The sequence below is a fragment of the Aquabacterium sp. genome (genome assembly GCF_044226965.1).
In the GTDB taxonomy this organism is placed as follows: Bacteria; Pseudomonadota; Gammaproteobacteria; order Burkholderiales; family Burkholderiaceae_C; genus Pseudaquabacterium.
Genome location: NZ_JBGAGA010000003.1, coordinates 133,815 through 159,833 on the forward strand (window position 1 = coordinate 133,815; position 26,019 = coordinate 159,833).

The following is a 26,019-nucleotide window of genomic DNA, read 5'->3' on the forward strand; positions in this document are numbered from 1 at the left end:
GTGGGGATCGCTGCTCAACCGATCAGCAGCTGCGACAGGCCATCGCGCTGGATCACGCGGCCCTGCGTCACGCGCAGCGCACCCTCGACAAACCAGCGCACCGATTGCGGATAGATCACATGCTCGGCGGCCAGCACGCGCGCCGCCAGCGCGTGTTCATCGTCCTGCGGCAGCACCGGCACCGCCGCCTGCATCACGATCGGCCCATGATCGAGCTGCGGTGTCACGAAATGAACCGTCGCGCCCGCCAGCTTGCAGCCCGCCTCGATCGCCTGGCGGTGGGTGTGCAGGCCCGGAAAGGCCGGCAGCAGCGAGGGGTGGATGTTCAGCAGCCGCGCTTCGTAGTGCCGCACGAAAGGCTCGCCCAGGATGCGCATGAATCCGGCCAGCAGCACCAGGTCGGGCGCGAAGCCGTCGATCGCCTGCGCCAGCGCGGCATCGAAGGCCTCGCGCGACGGATGCGCCCGATGGTCGACCACGGCGGTCGCGATGCCCTGGGCCGCTGCGTAGGCCAAGCCCTTGGCGTCAGGCCGGTTGGCGATGACCGCCGCCACCCGAGCCGCCCAACCCTCGGCCGCACAGCGCTGCACGATGGCTTCCATGTTGGAGCCGCGTCCAGAGATCAGGATGACGATGCGCTTCATGGTCTGGGCAAAGGTCGACGAGTGTACGGTCTGCGAGAATCGCGTCTTTCCTCGAGTCGAAGCCTCACGCCATGCGACCCCGCGTACTTTCCGGCATGCGCCCCACCGGCGCGCTGCACCTTGGCCACTACCACGGCGCCTTGAAGAACTGGGTCAAGCTGCAGCAGGACTACGACTGCTTCTACTTCGTCGCCGACTGGCATGCGCTGACCACGCACTACGAAGAGCGCGACGTGATGGAGCGCTACGTCTACGACATGGTGATCGACTGGATCGCCGCCGGCCTGGACCCCGAGAAGTCGACCATCTTCATCCAGAGCCGCCTGCCGGAGCATGCCGAGCTGTTCACGCTGCTGGCGATGGGCACGCCGCTGGGCTGGCTGGAGCGCGTGCCGACCTACAAGGACCAGATCGAGAAACTCAAGGACCGCGACCTCGCGACCTACGGCTTTCTCGGCTACCCGCTGCTGCAGGCGGCCGACATCCTGATCTACAAGGCCAGCTACGTGCCGGTCGGCGAAGACCAGGCCTCGCACGTCGAACTCACGCGCGAGGTGGCGCGGCGCTTCAACCACCTGTATGGCCGCAGCGCCGATTTCGAGGCCCGCGTGGCCGCCGCGCTGGCCCTGCTGAGCAAGGATGACGCGCGCTACTTCGAGAAGCAGCGCAAGGCCTTCGGCGAAACCGGATCGCCCGAAGCACAAGCCAAGGGCGAAGCGGTGGTGCGCCGCGCCGCGCTGTCCGAGCAGGACGCCGAGCTGCTGCTCGGCCACCTGAAGGGCTCCGGCCGCAGCATCCTGACCGAGCCGCAGGCCCTGCACACCGAGGTCACCAAGCTGCCGGGCCTGGACGGCAGCAAGATGAGCAAGAGCTACGGCAATGCCATCGGCATGCGCGAAGACCCGGCCCAGGTGCGCCAGAAGATCGAACGCATGCCCACCGATCCGGCACGGGTGCGCCGAACCGACCCAGGCAACCCGGAGAAGTGCCCGGTGTGGCAGTTCCACAAGGTGTACTCCGACGAGAGCACGCGCGACTGGGTCGTCAGGGGCTGCACCAGCGCCGGCATCGGCTGCCTCGACTGCAAGCAGCCGGTGATCGACGGCGTGCTGAAGGAGCAGCAGCCCTGGCGCGATCGCGCCGAGGCCTACCTCGCGAACCCGAAGCAGGTGCACTGGATCGTCGAGATGGGCACCGAGCGCGCCCGCACCGTGGCCCGCCAGACCATGAAGGACGTGCGCGAGGCGATGGGCCTGAACTACTGAGGCTGCCGCTCCAGCGTGAAGAAGCCCGACTCGGCGCCGGGCACGTAGTGCTCGACGCGGTTGCGCCCGGCATGCTTGGCTTCGTACAAGGCCCGATCGGCGCGGCCGTAGAGGCGGTCGCCGTCGATCGGTGCGTCCGGCGCCGCCACCGCGATGCCCGCCGACACGGTCACCCGCAGCGCATGGCCATGCGCATCGTGCGCCTGCATGCTCTCGACCGCGCGCCGCACCTGCTCCATCAGGCGCCGCGCGCCGGCCAGGTCGGTGCGTGGCAGCACCAGGCCGAACTCCTCGCCGCCGGTGCGCCCGAACACGTCTGACGCACGCAGCCGCTCGCGCACCGTGCGGGCGAAGCAGCGCAGCACTTCGTCGCCCGCACGGTGGCCGTGCAGGTCGTTGATCTGCTTGAAGTGGTCAAGGTCCAGCAGCACAAAGGCCACCGGTTGCTGCTCGCGCCGGCCCCGCTCCAGCGCATGCTGCAGCATCGTGTCGGTGGTGCTGCGGTTGAGGCATCCGGTCAGCCCATCGTGCGTGGCCAACCGCTCCATCTGCACCGCCACGCGCTCGAACACGGCCAGCACGAAGCCGAACCCCGCACCGAGCATGCACATGAAGGCCATCAGGAAGGTCAGCCCCTGGCCCAGGCTGGCCTGCAGCAGGTCGGTGTAGTCGTCGGGGTGGGTCCACGCATGGGCCGCGCGAATCGTCAAGGCCAGCGCCGCCAGCCCCAGCGTCACCGCCACGGTGCGCAGCGAGCGCTCGGCGCGCCACCCATGGCGCACGATCACCCAGACGCCCGGCAGGATCAGCACCACATTGAAGAGCGACAGCACCGCGGTGCGCTGGTGCAACGGCCAGGACAGCATCAGCGCGGTGCCCAGGACCGACACGGCCAGCGCACTGTTCAGCCACGCTGGCGGCGGCGCCTCCAGCAGCATCCGGTACAGCGCGCGGGCATACAGCGCCAGGCCCAGGCACAGCAGCGCGTTGCCCACCAGCACCGACAGCCACAGCGGTAGCACCAGCCGGGCAGCGAGCATCATGAAGCCGCCCAGCAGTGCCCAGCAGCCCAGGGTCCAGATGCGCAGTTCGGGCCGGCGTGTCGTGCGCCGCTGCGCGACGCCGAGTTCCAGCGCCAGCAGCAGGAAGCCGAGCAGCAGGGCCAGCATCAGGGTGGGGATGTGCAGCGTCATGGCAGGCGCGGTAGTCCAGCCAGTATGCCGTTGCCGGCGGACCTGCCATCGGCGTCATCCCTCGCGCTTGGCCCGCATGCGCACGGCGGCGTTGCGCCCGCGCGCCTTCCACACCGCCACCTGCTCACGTCGCTCCAGCGCGGTCATCGTGTCGCGCCGGGCTTCTCGCTGCAGCTTGTGGAAGTTGCGCAGACGCTCCGGCGCCACGGCCTCGCGCACCGCGCAGCCGGGCTCGGCCTGGTGGCGGCAGTCTCGGAATCGGCACTGGCCCGCCCAGTGCGCCACGTCGCCAAACACCGCATCGAGCTCGCCTTCCCCGCCGACGTCCAACCGCAGCGCACGCAGTCCCGGCGTGTCGATGACGCAGGCGCCCGCAGCGGTGCAGCGCAACGTTCGCACGGTGGTGGTGTGGCGGCCGCGGCTGTCGTCGGCCCGGACATCGCCGGTGGACTGGGTCGCCAGGCCGGTCAGCGTGTTGGTCAGGGTGCTCTTGCCGGCGCCGCTGGAGCCCAATAGCACCAGGGTCTGACCCGCACGTGCCCAGGGCGACAGCGCCTGCGCCGTGGCCGCAGCGCGACCATCCAGCGCCAGCAGGCAGGTCGCGGGCGGCAGGATCTCGCGCGCCTGTGCGCTGCGCCGCGCCAGCGTGGCGGCGTCGACGGTGTCGGCCTTGGTCAGCACCAGCACCGCATCGACGCCGGCCAGCCGGACCAGCGCCAGGTAGCGCTCCAGCCGCCGCAGGTTGAAGTCGTGGTCCAGGCCCATCACCAGCACGGCCGTGCCGACATTGCTGACCAGCACCTGCCGGCGCGGGCTGCCACGCCCGTCGTTGACGCGACGGGCCAGCTGGGTCAGCGGCGCGAGGCGCTCGACGATCCACCAGCCGCCCTGGCCGTCGGGCCGGGCCAGCACCCAATCGCCCACCGCCAGGCCGTCGTCCTCGGCCTGCAAGGCGTCCAGCAGTGCCGGACCGCTGCGGGCGCGCTGCTCGGCATGCCCGTCATGCAGCAGCAGGTGCTCGCGCTGCACCTCCACCACCCGCAGCAGTCGGGTGTCGGCATCCGGTGCCAGGGATGCCAGTTGTTGAAGCAAGGGCGCCGCCAGGCCAATGCGGTGCAGCGCCTCGAAGTCGAGGGAATCCAACATGTTCGGATCGATCCGTTCCGTGTCTGCAAGGGCCCGCCGAGGAAGGACGGCAAGGCCCGAAAGGCGCCTGCGAGCGGCAGGCGCAACAAGGCAGCAGGGTCGGCGACATGCGCGCAGCCGCGGCGGCGCAGCGAAAGATCCGAAAGGGTCCGGGGTCCGAGGTCCGGCAGGATCCGGAACCCGAGGCGGCCCGCCAGGCGAACAAGCCCGGCGGCCGCAGCGCTACGCAGCAATCAGCGCGCGCGGGCCGACGAAGAGGGGGGTCACAAGGTCCGTCATGGCAGCCTCCTTCGCTCGGTGTCGGTTGAGGGGCGGGAGTGTGACCGGCGCGTCGAGCGACGTCAACCCGCCGTCGAACGGCCGCCGCCAGCGTGCAGGACTGCTCGATCCTAGGGTTAACCCGACACTGCTAGCTTGTCGGGTATAGGTGATAACCCTATACTGCATTGCACAACGAACTCAAACCGGGTTCGAACTCTTTCGAACGGAGCACACCATGACTGCCGCTTCCATGACCTTCGGTCGCGCTACCCGCACGACCATTCCGCGTGGTTCCCGCTTTTTCGCCAACGGCGCCGCCGTGCTGATCGGCCTGCTGCGCAAGATGGACACCTGGCAACTGAAGAAGGCCCAGAGTGGCCCGCAGACGGCCGAGGAAGTGCTGAGCTGGGCCCGCAGCATCGAAGCCACCGATCCTGGCTTTGCCGCCGACCTGCGCGCCGCGGTCTACCGCTCGCAGCAGTCGTAAGCCTGTGACCGGCGCTGCCGCCGACCAGGTGGTGGCGCATCGGCCGCAGCCTCGGGCATTGCCCTGAAGGCGTGGCCCGCCGGGGCCGATAACATCCTGTGCGCCAAGACCGGCCATTCCGCGCCGGCTGGTGGTCAGCCGCCTGCGGCAAGGATGTCCCATGACCCCGTGGTTTCTTGACCGGCTGGGTGCCGGTTCGCTCGAGGCCCCCGCCCGTCGCCGCGGCCTGCAGCAATTGCTCGGGCTTGGCGCGCTGGGCTTGGCGGGCTGCGCCTCGCGGCCGCACGATGCGCCGGGTGGCGTCATTGCACCGGCTGTCCGGGTCGCGCCGTTCTCGGCCGCCGCGGCCGGCAGTGCCCTCCCGGCCGGCTGGGAGCCCTATGTCTGGCGGCGCGACAAGCCCACCACCCAGTACTCTGTGGTCGCAGACGAGCAGCGCCACGTGCTGCATGCGCACGCCGCCGGCGCCGCCAGCGGTCTGCGCTGCCCGGTTCAGATCGACCCGCTGGCACAGCCGCGACTGCGCTTCAGCTGGCGCACGCGGAGTCTGATCGGACCGATCAGCGTCGAAACGGCCGAGAGCGACGACTCGCCGGCCCGCATCATCCTGGCCTTCGACGGCGACATGGCCAGGCTCTCGCTGCGTGAGCGCCTGATTGCCGACCAGGTCGAGCTCTTCACCGGCCACCGCATGCCCTACGCGACGCTGATGTACGTCTGGGACGGCGCGCTGGCGGCCGAATCCGTGGTGCACAACCACCGCAGCAGCCGCGTGCGCTACCTGGCCGCGGAAAGCGGCGCGCACCGCTGCGGGCACTGGCTGCACTACGAGCGCGATGTCGTCGCCGACTTCCGCCGCGCCTTCGGCGAGACGCCGGGGCCCTTGATCAGCGTCGGCGTGCTGACCGACAGCGACGCGACGAAGCAGGTCTTCAACGCCTGGTACGGCGACATCAGCCTCGCGGCAAGCTGAGCGTCACCTCCAGCCCCGGCTGCGCATTGCGGAACAGCAGTTCGCCGCCGTGCGACTGCGCCACCAGCCGGCACAGGTACAGCCCCAGTCCCACGCCGCCGCTGGACCGTGTGCGGGCCGCATCAGGGCGGAAGAAGGGCTGCGCGAGCTTGGCCAGGTCGGACTCGCTCACGCCCGGTCCGCAGTCGCGCACGCGCAGGCACAGGCGCTCGCCTTCGACAGCCGTGCTCATTTCCACCGGCCGCTCCTGATGAGCGTTATGCCGCAGCGCGTTGTCGAGCAGGTTTCGCACCAGCATCTGCATCCGGCTGCGGTCCAGCGCCAGCCTCGGCATCGCCGGGTCCAGCGCCAGCGCGATCGGCTGGCCCGCGAAATGCTGCGCGATCACCTCGCGCAGCAAGCCATGCAGGTCGCTGTCCTCGCGCTGCAGCACCGCATGGCCACCGGCCAGGCGCTCGCTTTCCAGCAGGTCGCTGATCAGGTCGCGCATCAGCGCGAGGTCACGCAGCAAGGCGTCGCGCGACGCGCCTTCGGCCACCAGCTCGGCATTCAGGCGCGCGCGCGTCAGCGGCGAGCGCAGTTCGTGGCTGATGGCCAGCAGCAGCGCCCGCTGGCCCTCCAGCAGGTGCTGCAGCCCGCTGGCCATGCTGTTGACCTGCAGCGCGAGGTCGCCTAGCTCGTCGTGCCGCCGCAGCGGAATGGGCCGCGAGAAATCGCCGCGGCCATAGCGCTGCGCACCGGCACGGATGTCGTCGAGCGGCCGGAACAGGTGGCGCACGTAAGCAAAGGCCAGCGCCAGCAGCAGCAGCATCGCCACCAGGATCAGCCAGACCACGCCCTGCGGCCGCCGGTCCGCATGCCAGTCGCCGAGGCCGAAGCGGATCACATGGCCATCGGCGGTGCTGCGGCTGAGCATCGCCTGCATGAAGCCCTCCTGGCCGCCCCCCAGCCGGGCATGCGAAGACCAGTTGACCACCGGCCCCTCGATGCGCACGGCGATCGGCAGGCGTTGCGTCAGGGCCTGGGCGCGGGCGATGTCGGGCGGGCTGCCGATCTCGGCGGCGAGCCGGTCGACATAGTCGCGGAACAGCGGTTGGACCAGCTCGCGCCAGCCGCTGCTGAACACCACTCGCGTGCCGCCGACGAAGACCAGCGTCGTGGCCAGCGCGAGCAGCAGGAACATCGCCACCAGCCGCCCGCGCAACGAATGGCGAAAGCGCCTGTGCCAGCGCCGCGGCCGGCTGTGCGGCTCAGACATCGCGGCCCAGCGCGAAGGTGTAGCCCGCATTGCGCAGCGTCTTGATGCAGGCCACCGGCTCCAGCTTGCGGCGCAGCCGGCTGACCAGGATGTCGACCGCGCGGGTGTAGAGATCGGCATCGCGGCCACGCAGCCGGTTCAGGATCTCGTCGCGGCTCCACACCTTGTGCGGCTCGCGCGCCAGCAGCAGCAGCAGTTCGAACTCGGTGCCGGTCAGCTCGACCGGAACGCCCTGGCGGCGCACCTCGCGGCGTTCGGTGTCGATCAGCAAGCCCTCGAAACGCAGCTGCGTCGCGTGGGTCGGGGCCGCCTCGGGCCCCGGCCGCATGCGACGCAGGATGGTCTGCAGCCGCACCGCCAGCTCGCGCGGCTCGAAGGGCTTGGGCAGGTAGTCGTCGGCACCGAGCTCGAGCCCGACGATGCGGTCGGTGACATCGCCACGCGCCGTCAACATCAGCACCGGGATCGCGCTGTCGCGGCGGATGCGGCGACAGACCTCGAAGCCATCCATCTCCGGCAGCATCACGTCGAGGATCACCGCATCGATGCCGCCCGCGGCCAGGCGCTGCAGCCCGAGGCTGGGTCGCAGTGCCGATTCGAGCTCGATGTCAAAACGCCGCAAGTAAGCGGCCAGCGGCGGCGCCAGGTGCTCGTCGTCGTCGATCAGCAGGATGCGGTGCATGCGGAAGACTCACAGCCAGCGGCGGACGCTGGCCGCGTCGTCACTGTACCAACCGCAGCGGGTGCAGGTTCACCCAGCGGGCGGCGGCCATCGCGCTCACCCGCGCCAGAAGCCGTGGTGATGCCCTTCACGACCGCGGGCCATGAAGTCGCGCAGCTTCTGCTGCTGCTCGGGGCGCAGGCTGTCGTAGAAGTCGCCGAAGGCGGTGATCACCGCCGGCGCGCCGTCGCGCAGTGCCGCGGTCTTCCCGTCGACCAGTGCCTGCGCCTTGGCGCGGTCGAACTGCGCGCCGGCCACCAGCGACTGCACTTCGGCGCGCGGGTTGCCACCGGCCATCAGCGTGGCGCGCTGCGCCTTCAGTGTGTCGGCCAGCTGGCCCAGCCGCACGCGTTGCGCCTCGTCGAGCTGCAGTTCGCGGCTGGCCTTGTCGATCAGGCGCTCGCGCAGCTTGGCAGCGTCGGCCTCGCTCATGTTGCTCCAGCCGCCGTGGCCGTAGCGCTGGTGGCCACAGGCGGCCAGGCCGCCGAACAGCACACCCACGCCCAGCAGCCCGATCAGCGAACGTCGAATCCAGCGTTTCATGATGAAGTCCTCTTGCATCGAAGGAAGTGAAGATGGCGTTCATCGTCGCGCGGTGCTGCGCGGGCGTCGTCTCGCCGGGGTATCGGCGTGTATCGTTTCTTTTCGCCGCTATCCTCGGCGCGTGACACTGCCGCCGCTGGTCCACCTCGACGACGCCTTGCTCGCCGTCGACAAGCCGGCGGACCTGCTGGCCGTGCCCGGCCGCGGCCCGGCGAATGCCGACTGCGTGGCCAGCCGCGTCCAGGCGCACTACCCCGAGGCCTTGATCGTCCACCGCCTGGACATGGCCACCTCCGGCCTGCTGCTGATGGCGCGCGGTGCCGCGATGCAGCGCGCGCTGAGCATCGCATTCGCCGAGCGCCGCGTCGAGAAGCAGTACATCGCGGTGGTGCAGGGCCTGCTCGCCGACGAGGCCGGCGAGATCGACCTGCCGTTGATCGCCGACTGGCCGAATCGCCCGCGGCAGAAGGTCGATCATGCGATCGGCAAGCCCTCGCTCACTCGCTGGCAGGTGCTGGCACGCGATGTACGCGGCCACCGCACCCACGTGGCCCTGCAACCCGTGACCGGGCGCTCGCACCAGCTGCGTGTGCACCTGATGGCGATCGGCCACCCGATCGTCGGCGACAACCTGTACGCGCCCGATCCGGTGGCCGGCGCGGCACCGCGGCTGCTGCTGCATGCGAGCCGTCTCTCACTCACCCATCCCGCGACCGGAATGCCCCTTCTGCTGCACAGCCCCGCGCCGTTCTGAACGGGTCGCGCCGCTTGGGTGTGACGTATGCTGCGGCGCATGACTTCCCAACACCTGTACATCGTCACCGGCTCGTCGCGGGGCGTGGGCGCGGCCCTGGTGCAGCAGCTGCTGAAGCCCGGCCATGTCGTGCTCGGCATCGCACGCCAGCACAACGAGGCGCTGCAATCGATGGCCGACGAGGCCGGCCTGCAACTCGAGCAATGGCCGCGCGACCTGGGCGATCCGCTGCCGGTGGCGCGCGACCTGCAGCAATGGCTGTCGGCCTTCGACCCCGCCGTCTTCGGCAGCGTGAACCTGATCAACAACGCCGGCGTGATCGGCGGCGGCGCGCCGGTCGAGCAGATCGCGCTCGAGCTGCTGTCCAACGCGCTGCGCGTCGGCCTCGAAGCCACGCTGCTGTTGAGTGCCGCGTTCCTGGAACGCACCGCCGACTGGCCGGGCCGTCGCCGCATCCTGAACATCTCGTCCGGGCTGGGCCGGCGGGCGATGGCCGGCAGCACCGCCTACTGCGCGGCCAAGGCCGGCATGGACCACCTGAGCCGCGCCATCGCGCTGGAGCAGGCCACGCAGCCGAACCCCGCCCGCATCGTCTCGATGGCGCCCGGCGTGATCGACACCGACATGCAGGTCGAGCTGCGCGCGATGGACCCGGCCAAGTTCCCGGACCATGGCCGCTTCATGCAGCTGAAGTCCGAGGGCCTGCTGATGTCGCCGCAGGCCTGCGCCCAGCAGCTGCTCGCCCGCCTGCAGGCCGCCAGCTTCGGCGACGAGCCGGTGGGCGACCTGCGCGGCTGACCTCGCTGCGGACCCCGCGTCTTCGTCCGTAGATGAGCCTGTCCCGCCTGATCGGTGGCTTCGTGCTTCGCCACTGGCGCGCCTATGCCGCGTCGGGCGTGATGCTGGCCGCCATCGCGCTGCTCACGGTGTGGCTGCCGCGCCAGGTGGGCCACCTGGTCGATGGGCTGCTCGGCCGGCAGTTGCAGGGCCCGGCGCTGTGGCAGCAGATCGGCTGGCTGCTCGCCGCGGGCCTGGCGATCTACGGCCTGCGCGTGGCCTGGCGGCTGCAGCTGTACTCGGCCGCCTACCGCATGGGCGTGGAGCTGCGCACCCAGCTGTACCAGCGCCTGGCGCTGCAGGGCCCACGCTTCTACCAGACGCGCCGCACCGGCGACCTGATGGCGCTGGCCACCAACGATGTCGATGCGGTGGAGATGGCCGCTGGCGAGGCCATGCTCGCCGGCTTCGACGGCACGCTGACGCTGGTGCTGGTGGTCGCGACGATGACGCTGGGCGTGGACTGGCGGCTGGCGCTGGTGGTGCTGCTGCCCTTCCCGGCGATGGCGCTGTCGTTCTGGTGGATCTCGCGCCATGTGCACGATGCCTCGCGCGAGGCGCTGGCCGCCTTCGGCCGGCTCAACGACCAGGTGCAGGAAACCCTGGCCGGCGTGCGCACCTTGCGCGCGCTGGGGCTGGAAGCGCGCAGCAGCCAGCGCTTCGCTGCACTGGCTGGCGAGGCCGCGGCCAGCAGCCTGCAGGCCCAGCGCTGGGAGGCCACCTACGAGCCGGCGGTGGGCTTCACGCTCACCACGGCCATCGTGCTCTCGCTCGGCTTCGGCGGCTGGCTGGTGTGGCGCAACGAGATGACGGTGGGCCAGCTCACCAGCTTCGGCATGTACCTGGGCCAGCTGATCTGGCCGATGTTTGCCGCGGGCTGGGTGCTGGCCCTGATCGAGCGCGGCCGCGCCGCCTGGGGCCGGCTGGCGCCGGTGCTGGAGGCACCGCTGGTGGTCGACGACCACGGCAGCGTGGGCACCGTGCTGCCCGGTGCGGTCGAGGCGCGCGGCCTGCACTTCAGCTACCCCGGCCAGGCGCAGCCGGCGCTGAAGGATGTTTCTTTCACCCTGCCGGCCGGCCGCACGCTGGGGCTGGTGGGTCCCACCGGCTCGGGCAAGAGCACGGTGATCAAGCTGCTGCTGCGCCAATGGACCGCGCAGCGCGGCAGCCTGCGCTGGGGCGACGTGGCGCTGGCCGACTACACGCTGGCCGCGCTGCGCGCCGGCATCGCGTGGGTACCGCAGGAGGCCTTCCTGTTCTCGGCCAGCGTGGCCGACAACATCAAACTGGCGCGGCCGGACGCCACGCGCGAGATGGTCGAACGCGCCGCCATGCAGGCCAGCGTGCACGAGGACATCCTGCAGCTGCCCCAGGGCTACGACACGCCGGTGGGCGAGCGCGGCGTCACGCTCTCGGGCGGGCAGCGCCAGCGCGTGGCCATTGCCCGCGCGCTGCTGGCCGACGCACCGCTGCTGCTGCTGGACGATGCGCTGTCGGCCGTGGACACGCAGACCGAGGCGCGCATCCTGGCGTCGCTGCGCGAGGCGCGCCAGGGCCGCTCGGTGATCATCGTCAGCCACCGGCTGTCGACGCTGGTGGATGCCGACCAGACGCTGGTGCTGCGCCATGGCCAGGTCACCGAGCAGGGCACGCACCGCGCGCTGGTCGAGCAAGGCGGCTGGTACGCGACGCAGTGGCGGGTGCAGCAGCTGGAGGCTTCGCTCGAAGCCGAATGACGATGCAACCCGAGTCCCAAACCCCCAAAGTGAGCGGCGAGCGCCGCGCCGCGCTGGCCTTGCTGCTGCGCGCCGCGCTGCCCGAGAAGCGCCTGCTGTGGACCGCGCTGCTGTGGCTGACGGCCGCCGCGGGGCTGGAAGCCATCGGCCCGGTGCTGGGCAAGGCCTTCATCGACCGCTACCTGCTGCCGCGCAACGCCGACCTGCCGGCCATCGTCGGCCTGCTCGGTGGCGCGCTGCTGGCCGGCTGCGTGGCGAGCTGGCTGCGCTACGGCCAGCTGGTGCGGCTGGCGGGGCTGGCGATGCGCTCGGTGCAGCGCATCCGCGAAGCGGTGTACGGCCATGTGCTGCGGCTGCCGATGAGCTTCTTCGACCGCGCCATCACCGGCCAGCTGGTCAGCCGCGTCACCAACGACACCGAGGCCGTGAAGCAGCTGTACGTGCAGGTGCTGTTCGTGATGCTCGACAGCGTGATCATGCTGGCCGGCATGCTGCTGACGATGGCGCTGCTGGACTGGCGGCTGATGCTGATCGTCGCGACGCTGGTGCCGGCGGTGTTCGGCATCGTGTGGCTGTACCAGCGGCTCTCCGCACCGGCGGTCACCCGCAGCCGCGCGCTGCGCAGCGACATCAATGCACAGGCCGCCGAGTCGATTGCCGGCATGCCGGTGATCCAGGCCGCCGGCGCGGCGGCGGCGTTCAATGCGCGCTTCGATGCCACCAATGCCGCGCACTACCAGTCGCGCCGGCAGGAACTGCGCGCCAACGCCTGGCTGCTGCGGCCGGCGCTCGACTTCCTGAACGTCGCGATGCTGGGCGCGGTGATCGCGGTCTACGGCCAGCGGCTCGAAGGCGGCGCCAGCATCAGCGCGGTGGAAGTCGGCGTGCTCTATGCCTTCGTCAGCTACATCGCGCGGGTGGTGGAGCCGCTGATCCAGATCACGATGCAGTTCTCGCAGCTGCAGCAGGCGATGGTGGCGGCGGCGCGCGTCAACACACTGCTCGACGAAGCCGAGGCGCCGCAGCCCGCCAGCGCCGGCACGGTACGCGAAGGCGCGATCAGCGTGCGCGGGCTGGACTTCGGCTACCTGCCGGGCCGCACCGTGCTGCACGGGCTGAACCTGGAGATCGCGGCAGGCAGCTTCGTCGGCATCGTCGGCCACACCGGCAGCGGCAAGAGCACGCTGCTGTCGCTGCTGCTGCGCTTCTACGAAGCCGCGCCCGGCACGCTGGTGATCGACGGGCAGCCGATCGCGAGCATCGGCGACGAAGCCTTCCGCCGCGCCGTCGGCCTGGTGCCGCAGGAGCCCTTCCTGCTGGCCGCCAGTGCGCGCGAGAACATCGACATGGGCCGCGGGCTGGGCGAAGACGAGATCGTCGCCGCCGCGCAAGCCGCGCGCGCCGATGGCTTCATCCGCCGGCTCGAGCGGGGCTACGACACGCCACTGGGCGAAGGCGGCGCACGGCTGTCGGTGGGCGAGAAGCAGCTGATCGCGATCGCCCGCGCGCTGGCCGGCCGGCCGCGCATCCTGTTCCTCGACGAAGCCACCTCGCACATCGACAGCGAGACCGAAGGTGTGGTGCAGCAGGCGCTGGCCGCGCTGCGCGGCCGGGTCACCGTGGTGGCCATCGCGCACCGGCTGTCGACGATCCGCGAGGCCGACGAGATCGTCGTGCTGAACCACGGCCGCATCGCCGAGCGCGGCGACCACGCGGCGTTGATGGCGATCGCCGGCGGCCTGTATCAGCGCCTGGTGCAGCTGCAGCAGCTGGAGGCGCTTGACGCCGACGAGCCGGACGAGACGGACCCAGCGGACCAACCCGACGCTGCGGCGCGCGGCCGCGAACAGGCGTGAGCGCGGCGCCGGACACCGCGCGGCCGGCGGCGCTGCTGCGCCAGCCGGACTTCTTCCGCTTCTGGTGCATGCGCCTGCTGGCCACCGCGTCCGGCCAGATGACGATGGTGGCGCTGGGCTGGCAGATGTACGAGCTGACCGGCCGCGCCTGGGACCTGGGCCTGGTGGGCCTGGCGCAGTTCCTGCCCGCGCTGCTGCTGGCCCTGCCCGCCGGCCACACCATCGACAGCCGCGACCGCCAGCGTGTGCTGGCCATGGCGCTGGCGGTGCAGGCCGCCGTCGCGCTGGTGCTGGCGGGCGCGTCGCAGCAGCAGGTGCTGGGACGCAACGGGGTGCTGCTGCTGTCGATGGTGCTGGGCGCCGTGCGCGCGTTCCAGATGCCGGCGGCGCAGGCGCTGCTGCCGCAGCTGGTGGGGCTGGACCGGCTGCCACGCGCGCTGGCGCTGTCGTCCACCGCACTGCAGGGCGCCATCATCGGCGGGCCGGCGCTGGGCGGCGTGCTGTACGCGCTGCGGCCGGCGCTGGCCGTGCAGTGGCGTGCAGCCGGCGCGCCGATGGTCTATGGCATCGCGGCACTGGGCTTCGTTGCGGCGCTGGCAGCGGTTCTGGGCCTGAAGCCGCGGCCGTCGCAGCGCAGCGGCGAGCCGCCCTCGCTGGCTTCGCTGTTCGCGGGCCTGGGCTTCATCTGGCGCCGCCAGGTGATGCTGGGCGCGGTGTCGCTCGACCTGTTCGCGGTGCTGCTGGGCGGCGCCACCGCGCTGCTGCCGATCTTCGCGAAGGACATCCTCGCGGTCGGCCCCTGGGGCCTGGGCCTGCTGCGCGGCGCGCCGGCGGTGGGCGCGCTGGCGATGTCGCTGGCGCTGGCGCGCTGGCCGGTGCAGCGCCGCACCGGCGCGTGGTTGCTGGGCGCCGTGGGCGTCTACGGCCTGACGATGGTGGCCTTCGGTCTCTCGCGCTGGTTCCCGCTGTCGCTGGCGGCGCTGGCGCTGTCGGGCGCCGCCGACATGGTCAGCGTCGTGATCCGGCAGACCCTGGTGCAGCTGGAAACGCCGGACGAGATGCGCGGCCGCGTCAGCGCGGTGAACTCGGTGTTCATCGGCGCGAGCAACCAGCTGGGCGAATTCGAGTCGGGTGCTATCGCCGCGTGGCTGGGCCCGGTAGCATCCACGGTTTCGGGAGGCGTCGGCACCCTGCTGGTGGTGCTGATGTGGATGCGGCTGTTCCCTGCCCTCGCGCAGCGCGATCGTCTCGTCCGGCCCGCCTGAGACAGTCGCATTCCGGGGGGATCGGGGCTTGAACGAAGCTGATTTCCAAGCGCTGGCGCTGCTGCTGGAGGGCTGCGGCCTGGGCTTCAGCCTGGCCGACGCGAAGGGCCGCGCCATGGTGAGCAACCGCCACCACCGCCCCGCCGCAGCACCCCGCGCCAGCCAGCTGACGCTCAGCGACGGCCGGCGCATCGTGCTGAGCCAGCGCTCCGGCGCCGAGAGCGACACGCGCTTCAAGCTGCTGGCGGAGCACTCGCTGGACCTCATCGTCGCGGTGGATGCCGACCTGGCGGTGTGCTACGCCTCCCCTGCCACCGAGCGCCTGCTGGGCTGCGCGCCGCGCGAGCTCAACGGCCACACGCTGGCCGAGCTGTTCGTGCCGGAGGACCGCGCCGCGTTCATCGCACGCCATTTCACGAAGTCGGCCCAGCGTGGCCAGGGACCCGACCTGTTCCGCGTGCTGCGGCACGACGGCAGCACGATGTGGGTGGAAGCGCGCGTGGCCTCGCTGCCGCCGGGCAACGGCCTGGGCGACTACCTGGTGACCCTGCGCGACGCCGACCAGCGCAAGCGCGCCGAGGAAGCGCTGGGCCAGGCCAATGCCGAGCTCTCGGCGCTGGCTTCCACCGACGCGCTCACCAGCCTGCCGAACCGGCGCCAGTTCGACGCCACCCTGCAGAAGGAGTGGTACCGCGCACTGCGTGACGGCGCGCCGCTCGGGCTGATGATGATCGACGTCGACCGCTTCAAGCAGCTGAACGACCTGTTCGGCCACCAGACCGGCGACGGTTTCCTGGCCCGCGTGGGCCGCATCATCCGCGACAACGTGCGCCGCGCCGGCGACATGGCCGCTCGCTATGGCGGGGAGGAATTCGCGGTGGTGCTGCCCGGCACCGGTGCCTCCGGCGCGCTGGAGATGGCCGAGCACATCCGCCGCGCGGTGGCCGCGGCCGATTTTTCCGCCGTCGTCGAAGGCGGCTACCCCTTGAGCGTGAGCATCGGCGTGGCCGCCAGCGTGCCGCTGGCCGGCGCCGGCGCCGCCGCGCTGGTGCACAACGCCGATGCCGCGCTGTACCAGGCCAAGCGCAATGGCCGCAACCGAGTCGAGATCCTGCAATGAGCGATGAGCTGTCCCCTGAAGCGCTGGTGCTGACCGAGCGCGACCCCTCCGGCTATGCGGTGCTCACCCTGAACCGGCCGCAGGCGATGAACGCACTGTCGCGCGGGCTGATGACGGCGCTGTCGGACGCGCTGGATGCGCTGGCCGCCGATCCGGCGGTGCGCGTGATCATCCTCACCGGCGCCGGCCGCGCGTTCTGCGCCGGGCTGGACCTGAAGGAGATCGGCGCCGGCGACGGCAGCCTCGGCACCCGCAGCGCCGAGCGCCCGCGCGACCCGGTGCAGGCGCTGATGCGTTTCGACGGCCCGATCATCGGCGCGATCAACGGCGCCGCGGTGACCGGCGGCTTCGAGCTGGCGCTGGCCTGCGACGTGCTGCTGGCCAGCCCGCAGGCGCGCTTTGCCGACACGCATGCGCGCATCGGCGTGGCGCCGGGCTGGGGCCTGTCGCAGAAGCTCTCGCGCGTGATCGGCCCCTACCGTGCCCGCGAATACTCGTTCACCGGCAACTGGATCAGCGCCGAGCAGGCCGCCGCCTGGGGCCTGGTGAACCGCGTGGTGCCGGCCGACGCGCTGTTGCCGCAGGCCCGCGCACTCGCCGCCGACATGCTGGGCACCCTGCCGCACATGCTGCGCCACTACAAGGCCATCATCGAAGACGGCTACGCGCTGGCCTACGGCGAAGGCCTGCTGCTCGAACGCCAGCGCGCCAAGGCCTTCAACAGCGAGATCGAGGCCAGCGCCATCGAGCAGCGCCGCGAAGCCGTGCGCGAACGCAACCGCAGCCAGTAGCACAACGCGCCCTGCTCAAGGGGGTGGCCGCCAGGCGGCCGGCGGTCAAAAAAAGATCCCCTGGTGCTACGGGACACCAGGGGAAATGCTCCTCATCGCTTTCGCCGCTGCCTGGGCCGAAAGAATCGGGTCCGGGAACAGCGACCGCTTCACCTTACGCCGGTCGGCGCGGTCTGGCATCCGTAGAAAACCACAGGAACTTTCCGGCGCATGCAACATTCCACGCTCATCGCGCCGACGCGTCGCCCAGCCAGTCCGCCAGGTCGGCCTTGAGCTGCTGCAGGTCGGCCATGCGGGTGTAGAACATGTGGCCGGCGTCGTAGTAGCGGTGCGTCAGCCGCGCCAGCACTTCGGCCGGCGCGTCCAGCTGCGCCAGCGACCAGTCCGACGCCGAATACGGCGTGCCCAGGTCGTAGCGCCCGCTGGCGACGAACACCTTCAGGTGCGGGTTGCGCCGCATCGCGCGCGCCAGGTCGGCGCTGGTGGAGGTGAAACCGTTCGCCTCGCGCATGCCTTCGGCGCTGCCCCGGCCCCACTGCCAGCCCTTGTTCACCTCCAGCGACAGCACCTCGTAGCGCGGCTCGGTGGGGATGCCCAGCGTCGCGTAGTAGGCCAGCGCCGCGGTGGTGTACGGCGCACTCAGGGCTTCGATGCCGGGATCGAACTCCCAGTCGCGCGTGCGGCTGGCCGCCATCGGACCTGTGACGCGGGCTTCCAGCCGGCCGACGATGCGGCCCTGCTCGCGCAGTGCCTCGAAGAAGAAGCACTGGTCGTCGATGCGCAGGTTCTTCTCGTGCACCAGGGCCTCGGGCAGTCCGGTGAGCTCGGCGATGCGCTTCTCGATGCGCGTGCGCGCCGCGCCGTCCAGCCGTGCGCCGGCGTGCAGCGCCGCCAGGTAGTCCTCGGCCACGAAGGCTTCTGCCGCCGCCCGCGCGGCCTCGGGAGAGGCGTCGAGCGGGCCCTTCAGCCGGCCGTGGAACTGCGCGACATTGGCGTAGGCCGGCAGGAACAGCGCATACGGCAGGTCGTTGCGGGGCGCGAAGACCAGGCTCTGCAGGTCCATCGCGCAGGACACCAGGATCACGCCGCTCAAGGCCAGGCCCAGGCTCTGCATCTTGTCGGCCAGCGCGGCGCCGCGCGTGGTGCCGTAGCTTTCGCCGGCCAGGTACAGCGGCGCGCCGAAGCGGCCGTTGGCGGCCAGCCAGGCGCGCATCGCCTCGGCGAGCGCATCGACATCGCCATCCACCGACAGCAGGGTCTTGCGCGCCGCATCGCTGGCCGACAGCGAGTAGCCGGTGTGCGGCGGGTCGAAGAACACCAGGTCGAAGTGCTCGAGCCAGGTCAGCGGGTTGTCGACCAGCCCCCAAGGCGCCGCCGGCTTGCTGCCGTCGTCGTTGATCGGCACGCGCTTCGGCCCCAAGGCGCCCAGGTGCAGCCAGACCGACGAAGAGCCCGGCCCGCCGTTGAACGCGAAGCACACCGGCCGCTGCGGCTGCCCTGCCGGCGTGGCCACGCTGTACGAGAGGGTGAAGATCGCCGCCTGCAGTTCACCGCGCTGGGCGTCGATGCCGCCAGCGGCCACCGGCACGAAGGAAGCCTTCGCGGTGTAGTCCAGCCGCCGGCCATTGGCCAGGGTCACCCCGGCGCTGCTCTGCGCCGCGGGGCGGGCGACCAGCTGCTCGGCCTTCTCGCGCTGGCGCTTGTCGGTCTCGGATTCGGACTTGGTGCTGTTGCTCGGGCTGTCGCTCATCTTGTCTCCAGGTCAAGTCGCCGCAGCATAGCGGCGCACGCGGGTTCAGCCCGGCCCTTGGAAGCCCTGCCGGCGGAAGGTGAGCACCAGCGTGTCGCGCTGGCCGCCCAGCGCCGGGTCCAGGGGCTGGATCGGCGTGGTCTCGTGGATCACCCGCTCGTCGTCCAGCAGCAGCACGCTCCAGGGCTGGCTCAGCGTGAAGCGCATGCCCTGCGGTCCGCGGGCGTCGAAGACGCGGGTCTCCCCGCCCTTCACGCCGCGGCGGCCGACGAAGATCACGGCCACCATGTCGACGCCGTCGCGGTGCGCCCCCTCGGGCGTGGGCCGGCCGATGCCGTCGGTGGTGTCGATGCGGAACGGATGCGCCTCGACGTACCACGGCACCGCGCCCACGCCGCGCAGGCGGCCGGCCACGTCGGCCAGCGCGGCCAACAGCCGGGCCCAGGCGGGGTCGTCCGTCATCGACGGTGCGATCGGCTCGAACCAGCGCTCGATGCCGCCGTGCAGCGCGTTGTAGTCCACCGGCTGCCAGTGCGCACGCCGGGGCTGCAGCCGCAGGCGCGCGGTGGCGTCGGGGCCCGGGTCCACCACGAAGCAGCCGTGCCGCCGGCGGCGGTAGCGCCCGCCGTCGCGCAGGTAGCCGTCGGGTGGCAGCGCGTCCCAGCAGGGCTGCCAGGCGGCCAGGGCCTCGGGCGCCACGCCGGCCAACCGCGCCAGCGAAGCGGCATCGAGTACCGCGTAGCCGCTGGCCGCGAGCTGCGCGTCCAGGTCGGCCAGGGCGGTCAGGGGCGGCGGCAGGCTCATCGGCGAAATCCTCGTGTGTCAGCCCAGCCGCGGCGGCCGGCGTTGTGGGAGGGCCGATTCTCACCGCACATGAACAGCCACGAAGCCGCCCGCACCCCCAGCCTGCTCGACTGGGTGGACTTCAAGTGGCTGATGGCCACGCAGGGTTGCCGCGTCGACGTCGAGCGCCTGCAATGCGACCGCGGCTATGCCGAACGCTGCGTGGCGCTGGCACTGGCCTCGCCCAGCGGGCTGCTGCGGCGCCTGGCGCTGAAGCTGCAGCGCCAGTGCGCCAGCGCCTGACGGCGCACACCTCGGCGCGCGCATGGCTGTCCGGCCCCTCAACTTGGGGACCGGCCCCGGCCGTGCGCCAGCGAGGGCGATTGCGCCGTTAGACTGCGACTCCCCCGGTCGGATCGGCCCGCCCCGCCGCAAGACCGCCTGCAGTCCACCCCCACCACGATGACCCAGCCGCCCGCGCCGCCGGCCCTGCCGGCGATCGACGCCTACGAGTTGCTCGACCTGCCGGTGGCGCTGGCCGATGCGCAGGGGCGGCTGGTGGCGACCAACGCCGCGTTCAAGTCCTGGACCGGCCACGAACTCGCGGCGTGCCAGGGCCGCCGGCTCGACGAGCTGCTGTGCGGGTCGGACACCGATCCCGCCCTGCAACAGTGGCTGGCCCGGCACCTGGCGACCCCGCAGGCCTTCGCGCCGCTGGCCTTCACTGGCCAGGACGCCCGGGGCCGGCCGCTGCGGGCCCGCCTGTCCCAGCGCACGGTCGGCACGCCGGTGTGCGGCAGCGTGCTGAGCCTGCAGCCCGAGCCCGAGCACCCGACCCAGGATGCGGCGCAGGACTCCGGCCGCCTGCGCGAGCTGATGGACCTGGCGCAGCAGTTCGGCCGCATCGGCGTATGGGAACGCGACCTGCACAGCGGCACCGGCCAATGGGACCCGCATGTCTGGCGCATCTGGGGCCTGCCGCCGCAGCCGGAGGCGCCGCCGTTCGAGCAGGCCATCCGCAGCGTGCTGGCCGACGACCAGGCGCGGCTGCGCGAGGCCTTCGCTGCGTCCGCGCGAGAAGGCGGCACGCACTCGGTGCGCTTCCGCGTGCTCAGCGGGGACGGCCAGGTGCACCACCTGCGCTCGCAGTGGCACACCCATCCCGGCCCGGATGGCCGCCCACAACGCACATTAGGCATCCTGTGCGACGACACCGAGACCTTCCGCCTCGCCCAGTCCTACGGTGAAACGCATGCCCAGCTGCGGCTGGCGGTGGAGCTGGCCGACATCATGGTCTGGCGCTACGAGCAGCGGCGCGAGCGCCTGTTCAGCGACCCGCGCGGCTGGACCCTGCTGCGACTGCCGGCGCAGCCCGAGGGCATGCCCCTCGCGGCACTGAGCGAGCGCGTGCATCCGCAGGACCGGCCCGAGCTGCAGGCGCGCCTGCAGCAGGACCGGCCCGACGACGGCCCGCTGGAGCTGGGCCTGCGCTTCCAGCGCGGTGACGGCGAATGGCGCTACCTGCTGGCGCGCTGCGTCGCGCAGCGCGACGAGCAGGGCGAGCTGCTGGGCTACCTGGGCGTGACGCTGGACCTGAGCGAGCGCTTTGCGCAGACCCAGCGCGAGAAGGAGCTCGCGCGCCGCCTCGAGATGGCCACCAGCGCCGCGGGCATCGGCATCTGGACCCAGCACGTCGACAGCGGCGAGATGCACTGGGACGAGCAGATGCGACGGCTGCACGGCGGCGCCGACGCGGTGGTGGCCACCGGCATCGACGACTACCGCCAGCGCTACCTGCACCCCGACGACCGCGAAGCCGCCAGCGAGGCCATCCGCACCCTGCTGACGCGCAAGAGCGGCCTGGTGGACCTGGACCTGCGCATCGTGCGCGCCGACGGCACGATGCGCCGCGTCGCCTCGCGCACCTCGATCGAGACCGGTCCGCGCGGCAGCACGCTGTACGGCGTGATGCTCGACGTCACCGAACGCCACGCCGTCGAGCACCGCCTGCGCGAGGCGGCCGAGCGCATGGCGCTGGTGACGCGCAGCGCCGGCATCGGCACCTGGGACCTGGCCCCCGGCATGAGCCATTCGCAGTGGGACGCGCAGATGTTCCTGCTGCGCGGCCGCCAGCCGAGCGACCAGCCCACCGACCTGGCCGACCGCGCGGCCTGGGTGCACGCCGAGGACATGGCCGCTGCGCGCGCCGAACTGCGCCAGGCCATCGCCGAGGACCGCGCATCGAACGCGGTGTTCCGCGTCGTCTGGCCCGACGGCAGCGTGCACTGGCTGGCGTCGCGCTCGGTGCCGGTGAAGGACGAGCAGGGCCGCACCGTGCGCCGCATCGGCATCAACTGGGACGTGACCGACGCCCATGCCGCGGCCGAGGCGCAGCAGGCGCAGTTGCTGGCGCAGCGCGAGAGCCGCGCCAAGTCGCAGTTCCTGGCGCGCATGAGCCATGAGCTGCGCACGCCGCTGAACGCGATCCTCGGCTTCGCGCAGCTGCTGCTGGCCGACGGCAGCGCGCAGGACGAGGCGCTGCGCCGGCGCCGCGCAGAGCACATCCATGCCGCCGGCGAACACCTGCTGTCGCTGATCAACGACGTGCTCGACCTCTCCAGCCTCGAGTCCGGCGAACGGCCGCTGCAGCTGGCGCCGGTGGCGCTGCCGGCGGTGGTGCAGTCGGTGCTGCCGCTGGTGGAGAACCTGGCCGGGCAGCAGCAGGTGGAAATCCGCACCGGCTGCCTGGGCCACGCGGTGATGGCCGACGCGATGCGGCTGCGCCAGGTGCTGATCAACCTGGTGGTCAACGCGATCAAGTACAACCGGTCCGGCGGCCATGTGCTGATCGACGCCACGCGCGAAGGCGACCGGGTACGCCTGTGCGTGCACGACAACGGCCGCGGCATGACCGCGCAGCAGCTGCAGCAGGTGTTCCAGCCCTTCAACCGCCTGGGCGCCGAGCGCGAAGGCATCGACGGCACCGGCATCGGCCTGGCCATCGTGCAGGCCACGGTGCAACGCATGGGCGGCAGCGTGGCGGTGCGCAGCGAGGCCGGCATCGGCAGCTGCTTCGAGGTGCAGCTGGCCGCGGCCGAGCTCGCGGTCGAGGAAGGCCCGCCAAGCGCCCACGCCCCGCTGGCCCCGGCCGCCGAACGGCCGCTGCGGCGCCTGCTCTACATCGAGGACAACCCGGTCAACGTGATGATCGTCAGCGAACTGGTCAGCCGCCGGCGCGACCTGCAGCTCGATGCCGCGGCCGACGGCCGCAGCGGCATCGCGATGGCCTGCGACACCGCGCCCGAGCTGATCCTGATCGACATGCAGCTGCCCGACTTCGACGGCCACGAGGTGCTGCGCCGGCGATCCGCTGCATCGCGGTGTCGGCCAACGCGATGCCGGAGGACATCCGCCACGCACTGGCCAACGGCTTCGACGACTACTGGACCAAGCCGCTGGACTTCCGCCGCTTCATGACGGCGCTGGACGAAATGTTCGGCCCGGCGCCCTGACGCGCCGGCAGCCTCAGTCCATCAGCCCGCGGTCGCGCAGCATCGGCTCGATGCGGGCGTCGCGGCCGCGGAAGGCACGGTACGCGGCGCCCGGCTCCAGGCTGTCGCCGGCGGCGTAGACATAACGCCTCAAGCGCGCGGCCACCGCCGGATCGAAGGCGTCGCCCGCCTCCACGAAGGCGTCGTGCGCATCGGCGTCCAGCACCTCGGCCCACAGGTACACGTAGTAGCCGGCCGCGTAGCTGGAACCCGAGAACAGGTGCTGGAAATGCGGCAGCCGGTGGTTCATGCCCACGCCGGGCGGCAGGCCGCGCTCGGCCAGCACGCGCGCCTCGAACGCGACGATGTCCTCGATCGGCTCGGCACTTTCGTGCGCGGCCATGTCGACGATCGCGCTGGCGGTGTAGCGCAGGGTCTCGTAGGCCTGGCCGAACTTGCGCGCAGCCTCGATGCGCGCGATCAGCGCATCGGGAATCGGCTCGCCGGTGACGGCGTGGCGGGCGTGGCGCTTCAGCACCTCGCGCTCCTGCGCCCAGTGCTCGAACAGCTGCGAGGGCAGCTCGACGAAGTCGCGCAGCACCTGGGTGCCGGACAGGCGCTCGTAGCCGACGTCCGACAGCAGGCCGTGCAGGCCGTGGCCGAATTCGTGGAACAGCGTGCGCACGTCGTCCAGCGACAGCAGCGTCGGCGCGCCCGGCGCGGCCTTCGCGAAGTTGTTGTTGTTCAGGATGACCGGCCGCGCGGCCTCGCCGGCCGTGCCGGTGTTGCGGTGCTGCCAGCGCAGCGCACTCATCCAGGCGCCACTGCGCTTGGTCGGGCGCGAGAAGTTGTCGTGCAGGAACAGGCCGAGCACGCGGCCTTCGTTGTCGCTCACTTCATAGGTCATGACATCTTCGTGATACGCCGCCAGGTCGGCGCGGCGTGCGAAGCGCAGGCCGAACAGGCGCTGCGCGCAGTCGAACACCGCGGCCACCATGTTGTCGAGCGCGAAGTAGGGCTTGAGCTCGGCCTCGTCGAGCGCGAAGCGCGCCACGCGCACCTTCTCGGCCCAGTAGCGCCAGTCCCAGCCCTCGATCGGGCCCGGCACGCCGGCCGCGGCCTGAACCTCCTCCAGCATCGCGCGCTCGCGCGACAGGGCTGCCAGCGCGCGCTGCCACACCTCGTCCAGCAGGGCCCACACGCGCTCGGGCGTGCGCGCCATCGTGTCGGCCAGCGCGTAGTCGGCATAGCTGGCGTAGCCCAGCAGCTGCGCCTGCTCGCGGCGCAGCGCCAGGATCTCGCGCGCGATCGGCCGGTTGTCGTGCTCGCCCGGCTGCTCGCCGCGGCCGACCCAGGCGCGCCAGGCCTGCTCGCGCAGGTCGCGGCGTTCCGAGAAGGTGAGGAAGGGCACGATCAGCGAGCGCGACAGCGTGATCACCGCGCCATGCAGTCCACGCTCGGCCGCCGCCTGACGCGCCGCGGCACGCAGGAAGTCCGGCAGCCCGGTCATCGCCGCCGCATCGGGCAGCGGAAGGGTGTAGCTGGCCTCGTCGTGCAGCACGTTCTGCGCAAAGCTGGTGGTCAGCGTGGCCAGGCGCTGCATCACCGCCGCATAACGCGCACGTTGCGCGGCCGGCAGCCGCGCCCCGGCCCGCACGAAGCCGAGGTGCGTGCGTTCCACCAGGCGCTGCTGCTCGGGCGTCAGGCCCGCGCCTTCGCGCTGGCGGTGCACCGCGTCCAGGCGGGCGAACAGGGCCTCGTCCTGGTACACCGCGCTCCAGTGCGCGGCCAGCGGCCCGGCCATCTCCCGCTGCACCGCCTGCAGCGCAGGCGAGGTGGCCGACGCCGCGAGGTTCGAGAACACCGCCTGAATGCGCGACAGCAGCCGGCCGGCACGGTCGAAGGCCGCCACGGTGTTGTCGAAGTCCGGCGCCCCCAGCTGCTGCCCGATGGCCGCCAGCTCCTGCTGGTGCACGCGCATGGCGCGCTCGAAGGCGGCCGGAAAATCCTCGGCACGGATCTGCGCGAAGGGCGGCAGGCCGAAAGGCTGCTCCCAATCGATCAGCAGGGTGTTGGTCTGGGCGTCCATGGGTCTCTCGGCGATCGGTTGACGGGCCGGCTGTCGGCCGACTGTCACACTGAAAAAATCGGATCGACGATGATGCCATCGCGCGTCTGCGGCACACTGCCACCGGCGGCAAGACCCCTGGCCGAAAAGCCCTGAACCCGAAGGAGCCTGCACCATGCGCCTGGATGGCCACCGCGAGAGCGACAACGTCGAGGACGCGCGCGACGACAACGGCGCCAGCGTCGGCGGCGGCGGCAGCTTCCTGGGCGGCCGCAGCATCGGCATCGGCACCATCGTCGTCGCGCTGGTCGGCGGCTGGCTGTTCGGCATCAACCCGCTCACCATCCTCGGGCTGCTGAGCGGTGGCGGCGCGCCGGTGGTGCAGCAGCAGGCACCGCATGCACCCGCCCACAAGCCACCGGCCGAGGACGCGCAGGCCAAGTTCGTCTCGATGGTGCTGGCCGACACCGAGGATGTCTGGCGCGAGCTCTTCCGCGCCAGCGGCAACACCTACCGCGAGCCAAAGCTGGTGCTGTTCCGCAACCGCTATCCCACCGCCTGCGGCACCGGCGAGGCGGCGATGGGCCCGTTCTACTGCCCGGGCGACGAGAAGGTCTACATCGACCTCAATTTCTACGCGACGCTGCGCGACCGGCTGGGCGCACCGGGCGACTTCGCGCAGGCCTATGTCATCGCGCACGAGGTCGGCCACCATGTGCAGAACCTGATGGGCATCTCGGCCAAGGTCGAGCAGGCGCGCCGGCGCGGCTCGCAGGCCGCCAGCAATGCGCTGAGCGTGCGACTGGAGTTGCAGGCCGACTGCCTGGCCGGCGTGTGGGGCCACCATGCGCAGCAGGCGCGGCAGATCCTGGACCAGGGCGATGTCGAGGAAGCGCTGAACGCCGCCGCGCAGATCGGCGACGACACCCTGCAGCGCCATGCCCAGGGCCGCGTGGTGCCCGAAAGCTTCACCCACGGCAGCAGCCAGCAGCGCGTGGCCTGGTTCAAGCGCGGCATGGACTCCGGCAGCGTCGCGCAGTGCGACACCTTCCGCCAGGGCAGCACGCCCTGATCCGT

At 71.5% G+C, this 26,019-nt stretch carries 22 protein-coding genes; 13 read left to right on the plus strand and 9 right to left on the minus strand.

The features are described from left to right. Window positions 1-14: 14 nt before the first annotated feature. Window positions 15-644 carry a phosphoribosylglycinamide formyltransferase gene (purN, locus tag ACILR4_RS02555; protein WP_395699249.1) on the minus strand — a complete coding sequence of 210 codons (630 nt, stop codon included), beginning with the start codon at window positions 642-644 and terminating at the stop codon, window positions 15-17. Between the two features lie 71 nt (window positions 645-715). Between purN and ACILR4_RS02560 the strand changes: the two genes are divergently transcribed. Beyond that, window positions 716-1,909 carry a tryptophan--tRNA ligase gene (locus ACILR4_RS02560; protein ID WP_395699250.1) on the plus strand — a complete coding sequence of 398 codons (1,194 nt, stop codon included), beginning with the start codon at window positions 716-718 and terminating at the stop codon, window positions 1,907-1,909. Here the strand turns inward: ACILR4_RS02560 and ACILR4_RS02565 are convergent. After that, on the minus strand, window positions 1,903-3,102 hold the full coding sequence (locus tag ACILR4_RS02565) for a diguanylate cyclase (protein ID WP_395699251.1): 1,200 nt from the start codon (window positions 3,100-3,102) through the stop codon (window positions 1,903-1,905). The genes ACILR4_RS02560 and ACILR4_RS02565 overlap by 7 nt on opposite strands. A 54-nt stretch (window positions 3,103-3,156) precedes the next feature. Further along, complete coding sequence (rsgA, locus tag ACILR4_RS02570; protein WP_395699252.1) at window positions 3,157-4,248, minus strand: ribosome small subunit-dependent GTPase A; 1,092 nt, start codon at window positions 4,246-4,248, stop codon at window positions 3,157-3,159. A 496-nt stretch (window positions 4,249-4,744) separates the two neighbouring features. Between rsgA and ACILR4_RS02575 the strand changes: the two genes are divergently transcribed. Then, window positions 4,745-4,996 (plus strand): hypothetical protein, encoded by a 252-nt coding sequence (locus ACILR4_RS02575; protein ID WP_395699253.1) that lies wholly within the window; start codon window positions 4,745-4,747, stop codon window positions 4,994-4,996. A gap of 160 nt (window positions 4,997-5,156) precedes the next feature. Further along, window positions 5,157-5,969 carry a DUF3047 domain-containing protein gene (locus tag ACILR4_RS02580; protein WP_395699254.1) on the plus strand — a complete coding sequence of 271 codons (813 nt, stop codon included), beginning with the start codon at window positions 5,157-5,159 and terminating at the stop codon, window positions 5,967-5,969. Here ACILR4_RS02580 and ACILR4_RS02585 read toward each other — a convergent pair. The 3 genes from ACILR4_RS02585 to ACILR4_RS02595 form a co-directional block, all read right to left on the minus strand. Next, window positions 5,950-7,227, minus strand: coding sequence for an ATP-binding protein (locus ACILR4_RS02585; protein ID WP_395699255.1), 1,278 nt, complete (start codon window positions 7,225-7,227; stop codon window positions 5,950-5,952). The genes ACILR4_RS02580 and ACILR4_RS02585 overlap by 20 nt on opposite strands. After that, window positions 7,220-7,909, minus strand: coding sequence for a response regulator transcription factor (locus tag ACILR4_RS02590; RefSeq protein ID WP_395699256.1), 690 nt, complete (start codon window positions 7,907-7,909; stop codon window positions 7,220-7,222). The genes ACILR4_RS02585 and ACILR4_RS02590 overlap by 8 nt, the downstream gene beginning before the upstream one ends. A gap of 96 nt (window positions 7,910-8,005) precedes the next feature. Beyond that, window positions 8,006-8,491 carry a Spy/CpxP family protein refolding chaperone gene (locus ACILR4_RS02595; protein ID WP_395699257.1) on the minus strand — a complete coding sequence of 162 codons (486 nt, stop codon included), beginning with the start codon at window positions 8,489-8,491 and terminating at the stop codon, window positions 8,006-8,008. A 121-nt stretch (window positions 8,492-8,612) separates the two neighbouring features. Between ACILR4_RS02595 and ACILR4_RS02600 the strand changes: the two genes are divergently transcribed. From ACILR4_RS02600 to ACILR4_RS02630, 7 genes are read left to right on the plus strand one after another with little or no spacing between them, the layout of a single operon-like run. Beyond that, entirely contained in the window at window positions 8,613-9,245 is a 633-nt protein-coding gene (locus ACILR4_RS02600; RefSeq protein WP_395699258.1) for an RluA family pseudouridine synthase, read from the plus strand. Between the two features lie 39 nt (window positions 9,246-9,284). After that, the gene (locus ACILR4_RS02605) at window positions 9,285-10,043 is read left to right on the plus strand and encodes an SDR family NAD(P)-dependent oxidoreductase (protein WP_395699259.1); all 759 of its coding nucleotides are present in this window, start codon (window positions 9,285-9,287) and stop codon (window positions 10,041-10,043) included. 32 nt (window positions 10,044-10,075) lie between these two features. Then, complete coding sequence (locus ACILR4_RS02610; protein WP_395699260.1) at window positions 10,076-11,818, plus strand: ABC transporter ATP-binding protein; 1,743 nt, start codon at window positions 10,076-10,078, stop codon at window positions 11,816-11,818. Window positions 11,819-11,820: 2 nt separating this feature from the next. Continuing rightward, window positions 11,821-13,674, plus strand: coding sequence for an ABC transporter ATP-binding protein (locus tag ACILR4_RS02615; protein ID WP_395699261.1), 1,854 nt, complete (start codon window positions 11,821-11,823; stop codon window positions 13,672-13,674). After that, window positions 13,671-14,939, plus strand: a complete 1,269-nt coding sequence (locus tag ACILR4_RS02620) for an MFS transporter (RefSeq protein ID WP_395699262.1) — start codon at window positions 13,671-13,673, stop codon at window positions 14,937-14,939. The genes ACILR4_RS02615 and ACILR4_RS02620 overlap by 4 nt, the downstream gene beginning before the upstream one ends. A 28-nt stretch (window positions 14,940-14,967) precedes the next feature. Continuing rightward, on the plus strand, window positions 14,968-16,059 hold the full coding sequence (locus ACILR4_RS02625) for a diguanylate cyclase domain-containing protein (RefSeq protein WP_395699263.1): 1,092 nt from the start codon (window positions 14,968-14,970) through the stop codon (window positions 16,057-16,059). After that, complete coding sequence (locus tag ACILR4_RS02630) at window positions 16,056-16,850, plus strand: enoyl-CoA hydratase (protein WP_395699264.1); 795 nt, start codon at window positions 16,056-16,058, stop codon at window positions 16,848-16,850. Before ACILR4_RS02625 ends, ACILR4_RS02630 begins: the two co-directional genes overlap by 4 nt. Window positions 16,851-17,076: 226 nt before the next feature. Here the strand turns inward: ACILR4_RS02630 and ACILR4_RS02635 are convergent, their stop codons facing one another. Together ACILR4_RS02635 and ACILR4_RS02640 are read right to left on the minus strand one after the other, a co-directional pair. Then, window positions 17,077-18,600 carry a S10 family peptidase gene (locus tag ACILR4_RS02635; protein WP_395699265.1) on the minus strand — a complete coding sequence of 508 codons (1,524 nt, stop codon included), beginning with the start codon at window positions 18,598-18,600 and terminating at the stop codon, window positions 17,077-17,079. 45 nt (window positions 18,601-18,645) lie between these two features. Next, the gene (locus ACILR4_RS02640; protein WP_395699266.1) at window positions 18,646-19,404 is read right to left on the minus strand and encodes a 2OG-Fe dioxygenase family protein; all 759 of its coding nucleotides are present in this window, start codon (window positions 19,402-19,404) and stop codon (window positions 18,646-18,648) included. 69 nt (window positions 19,405-19,473) lie between these two features. Here ACILR4_RS02640 and ACILR4_RS02645 point away from each other — a divergent pair, with 69 nt between their 5' ends. Further along, window positions 19,474-19,686, plus strand: coding sequence for a hypothetical protein (locus tag ACILR4_RS02645; protein WP_395699267.1), 213 nt, complete (start codon window positions 19,474-19,476; stop codon window positions 19,684-19,686). Between the two features lie 159 nt (window positions 19,687-19,845). Further along, window positions 19,846-22,860, plus strand: coding sequence for a PAS domain-containing protein (locus ACILR4_RS02650; protein ID WP_395699268.1), 3,015 nt, complete (start codon window positions 19,846-19,848; stop codon window positions 22,858-22,860). 48 nt (window positions 22,861-22,908) lie between these two features. Here ACILR4_RS02650 and ACILR4_RS02655 read toward each other — a convergent pair whose 3' ends face one another. Then, window positions 22,909-24,963 (minus strand): M3 family metallopeptidase, encoded by a 2,055-nt coding sequence (locus tag ACILR4_RS02655; RefSeq protein WP_395699269.1) that lies wholly within the window; start codon window positions 24,961-24,963, stop codon window positions 22,909-22,911. Window positions 24,964-25,117: 154 nt separating this feature from the next. Between ACILR4_RS02655 and ACILR4_RS02660 the strand changes: the two genes are divergently transcribed. Next, on the plus strand, window positions 25,118-26,014 hold the full coding sequence (locus tag ACILR4_RS02660; RefSeq protein WP_395699270.1) for a neutral zinc metallopeptidase: 897 nt from the start codon (window positions 25,118-25,120) through the stop codon (window positions 26,012-26,014). Window positions 26,015-26,019 lie beyond the last annotated feature (5 nt).

What these genes read in the sequence shown, in the direction of transcription:
- ACILR4_RS02635 (WP_395699265.1), bottom strand. Translation starts at nt 18,600, where the DNA reads ATGAGCGACAGCCCGAGCAACAGCACCAAGTCCGAATCCGAGACCGAC.
- rsgA (WP_395699252.1), bottom strand. Translation starts at nt 4,248, where the DNA reads ATGTTGGATTCCCTCGACTTCGAGGCGCTGCACCGCATTGGCCTGGCG.
- ACILR4_RS02560 (WP_395699250.1), top strand. Translation starts at nt 716, where the DNA reads ATGCGACCCCGCGTACTTTCCGGCATGCGCCCCACCGGCGCGCTGCAC.
- ACILR4_RS02660 (WP_395699270.1), top strand. Translation starts at nt 25,118, where the DNA reads ATGCGCCTGGATGGCCACCGCGAGAGCGACAACGTCGAGGACGCGCGC.
- ACILR4_RS02585 (WP_395699255.1), bottom strand. Translation starts at nt 7,227, where the DNA reads ATGTCTGAGCCGCACAGCCGGCCGCGGCGCTGGCACAGGCGCTTTCGC.
- purN (WP_395699249.1), bottom strand. Translation starts at nt 644, where the DNA reads ATGAAGCGCATCGTCATCCTGATCTCTGGACGCGGCTCCAACATGGAA.
- ACILR4_RS02640 (WP_395699266.1), bottom strand. Translation starts at nt 19,404, where the DNA reads ATGAGCCTGCCGCCGCCCCTGACCGCCCTGGCCGACCTGGACGCGCAG.
- ACILR4_RS02590 (WP_395699256.1), bottom strand. Translation starts at nt 7,909, where the DNA reads ATGCACCGCATCCTGCTGATCGACGACGACGAGCACCTGGCGCCGCCG.
- ACILR4_RS02595 (WP_395699257.1), bottom strand. Translation starts at nt 8,491, where the DNA reads ATGAAACGCTGGATTCGACGTTCGCTGATCGGGCTGCTGGGCGTGGGT.
- ACILR4_RS02645 (WP_395699267.1), top strand. Translation starts at nt 19,474, where the DNA reads ATGAACAGCCACGAAGCCGCCCGCACCCCCAGCCTGCTCGACTGGGTG.
- ACILR4_RS02575 (WP_395699253.1), top strand. Translation starts at nt 4,745, where the DNA reads ATGACTGCCGCTTCCATGACCTTCGGTCGCGCTACCCGCACGACCATT.
- ACILR4_RS02655 (WP_395699269.1), bottom strand. Translation starts at nt 24,963, where the DNA reads ATGGACGCCCAGACCAACACCCTGCTGATCGATTGGGAGCAGCCTTTC.
- ACILR4_RS02615 (WP_395699261.1), top strand. Translation starts at nt 11,821, where the DNA reads ATGCAACCCGAGTCCCAAACCCCCAAAGTGAGCGGCGAGCGCCGCGCC.
- ACILR4_RS02580 (WP_395699254.1), top strand. Translation starts at nt 5,157, where the DNA reads ATGACCCCGTGGTTTCTTGACCGGCTGGGTGCCGGTTCGCTCGAGGCC.
- ACILR4_RS02605 (WP_395699259.1), top strand. Translation starts at nt 9,285, where the DNA reads ATGACTTCCCAACACCTGTACATCGTCACCGGCTCGTCGCGGGGCGTG.
- ACILR4_RS02565 (WP_395699251.1), bottom strand. Translation starts at nt 3,102, where the DNA reads ATGACGCTGCACATCCCCACCCTGATGCTGGCCCTGCTGCTCGGCTTC.
- ACILR4_RS02630 (WP_395699264.1), top strand. Translation starts at nt 16,056, where the DNA reads ATGAGCGATGAGCTGTCCCCTGAAGCGCTGGTGCTGACCGAGCGCGAC.
- ACILR4_RS02650 (WP_395699268.1), top strand. Translation starts at nt 19,846, where the DNA reads ATGACCCAGCCGCCCGCGCCGCCGGCCCTGCCGGCGATCGACGCCTAC.
- ACILR4_RS02610 (WP_395699260.1), top strand. Translation starts at nt 10,076, where the DNA reads ATGAGCCTGTCCCGCCTGATCGGTGGCTTCGTGCTTCGCCACTGGCGC.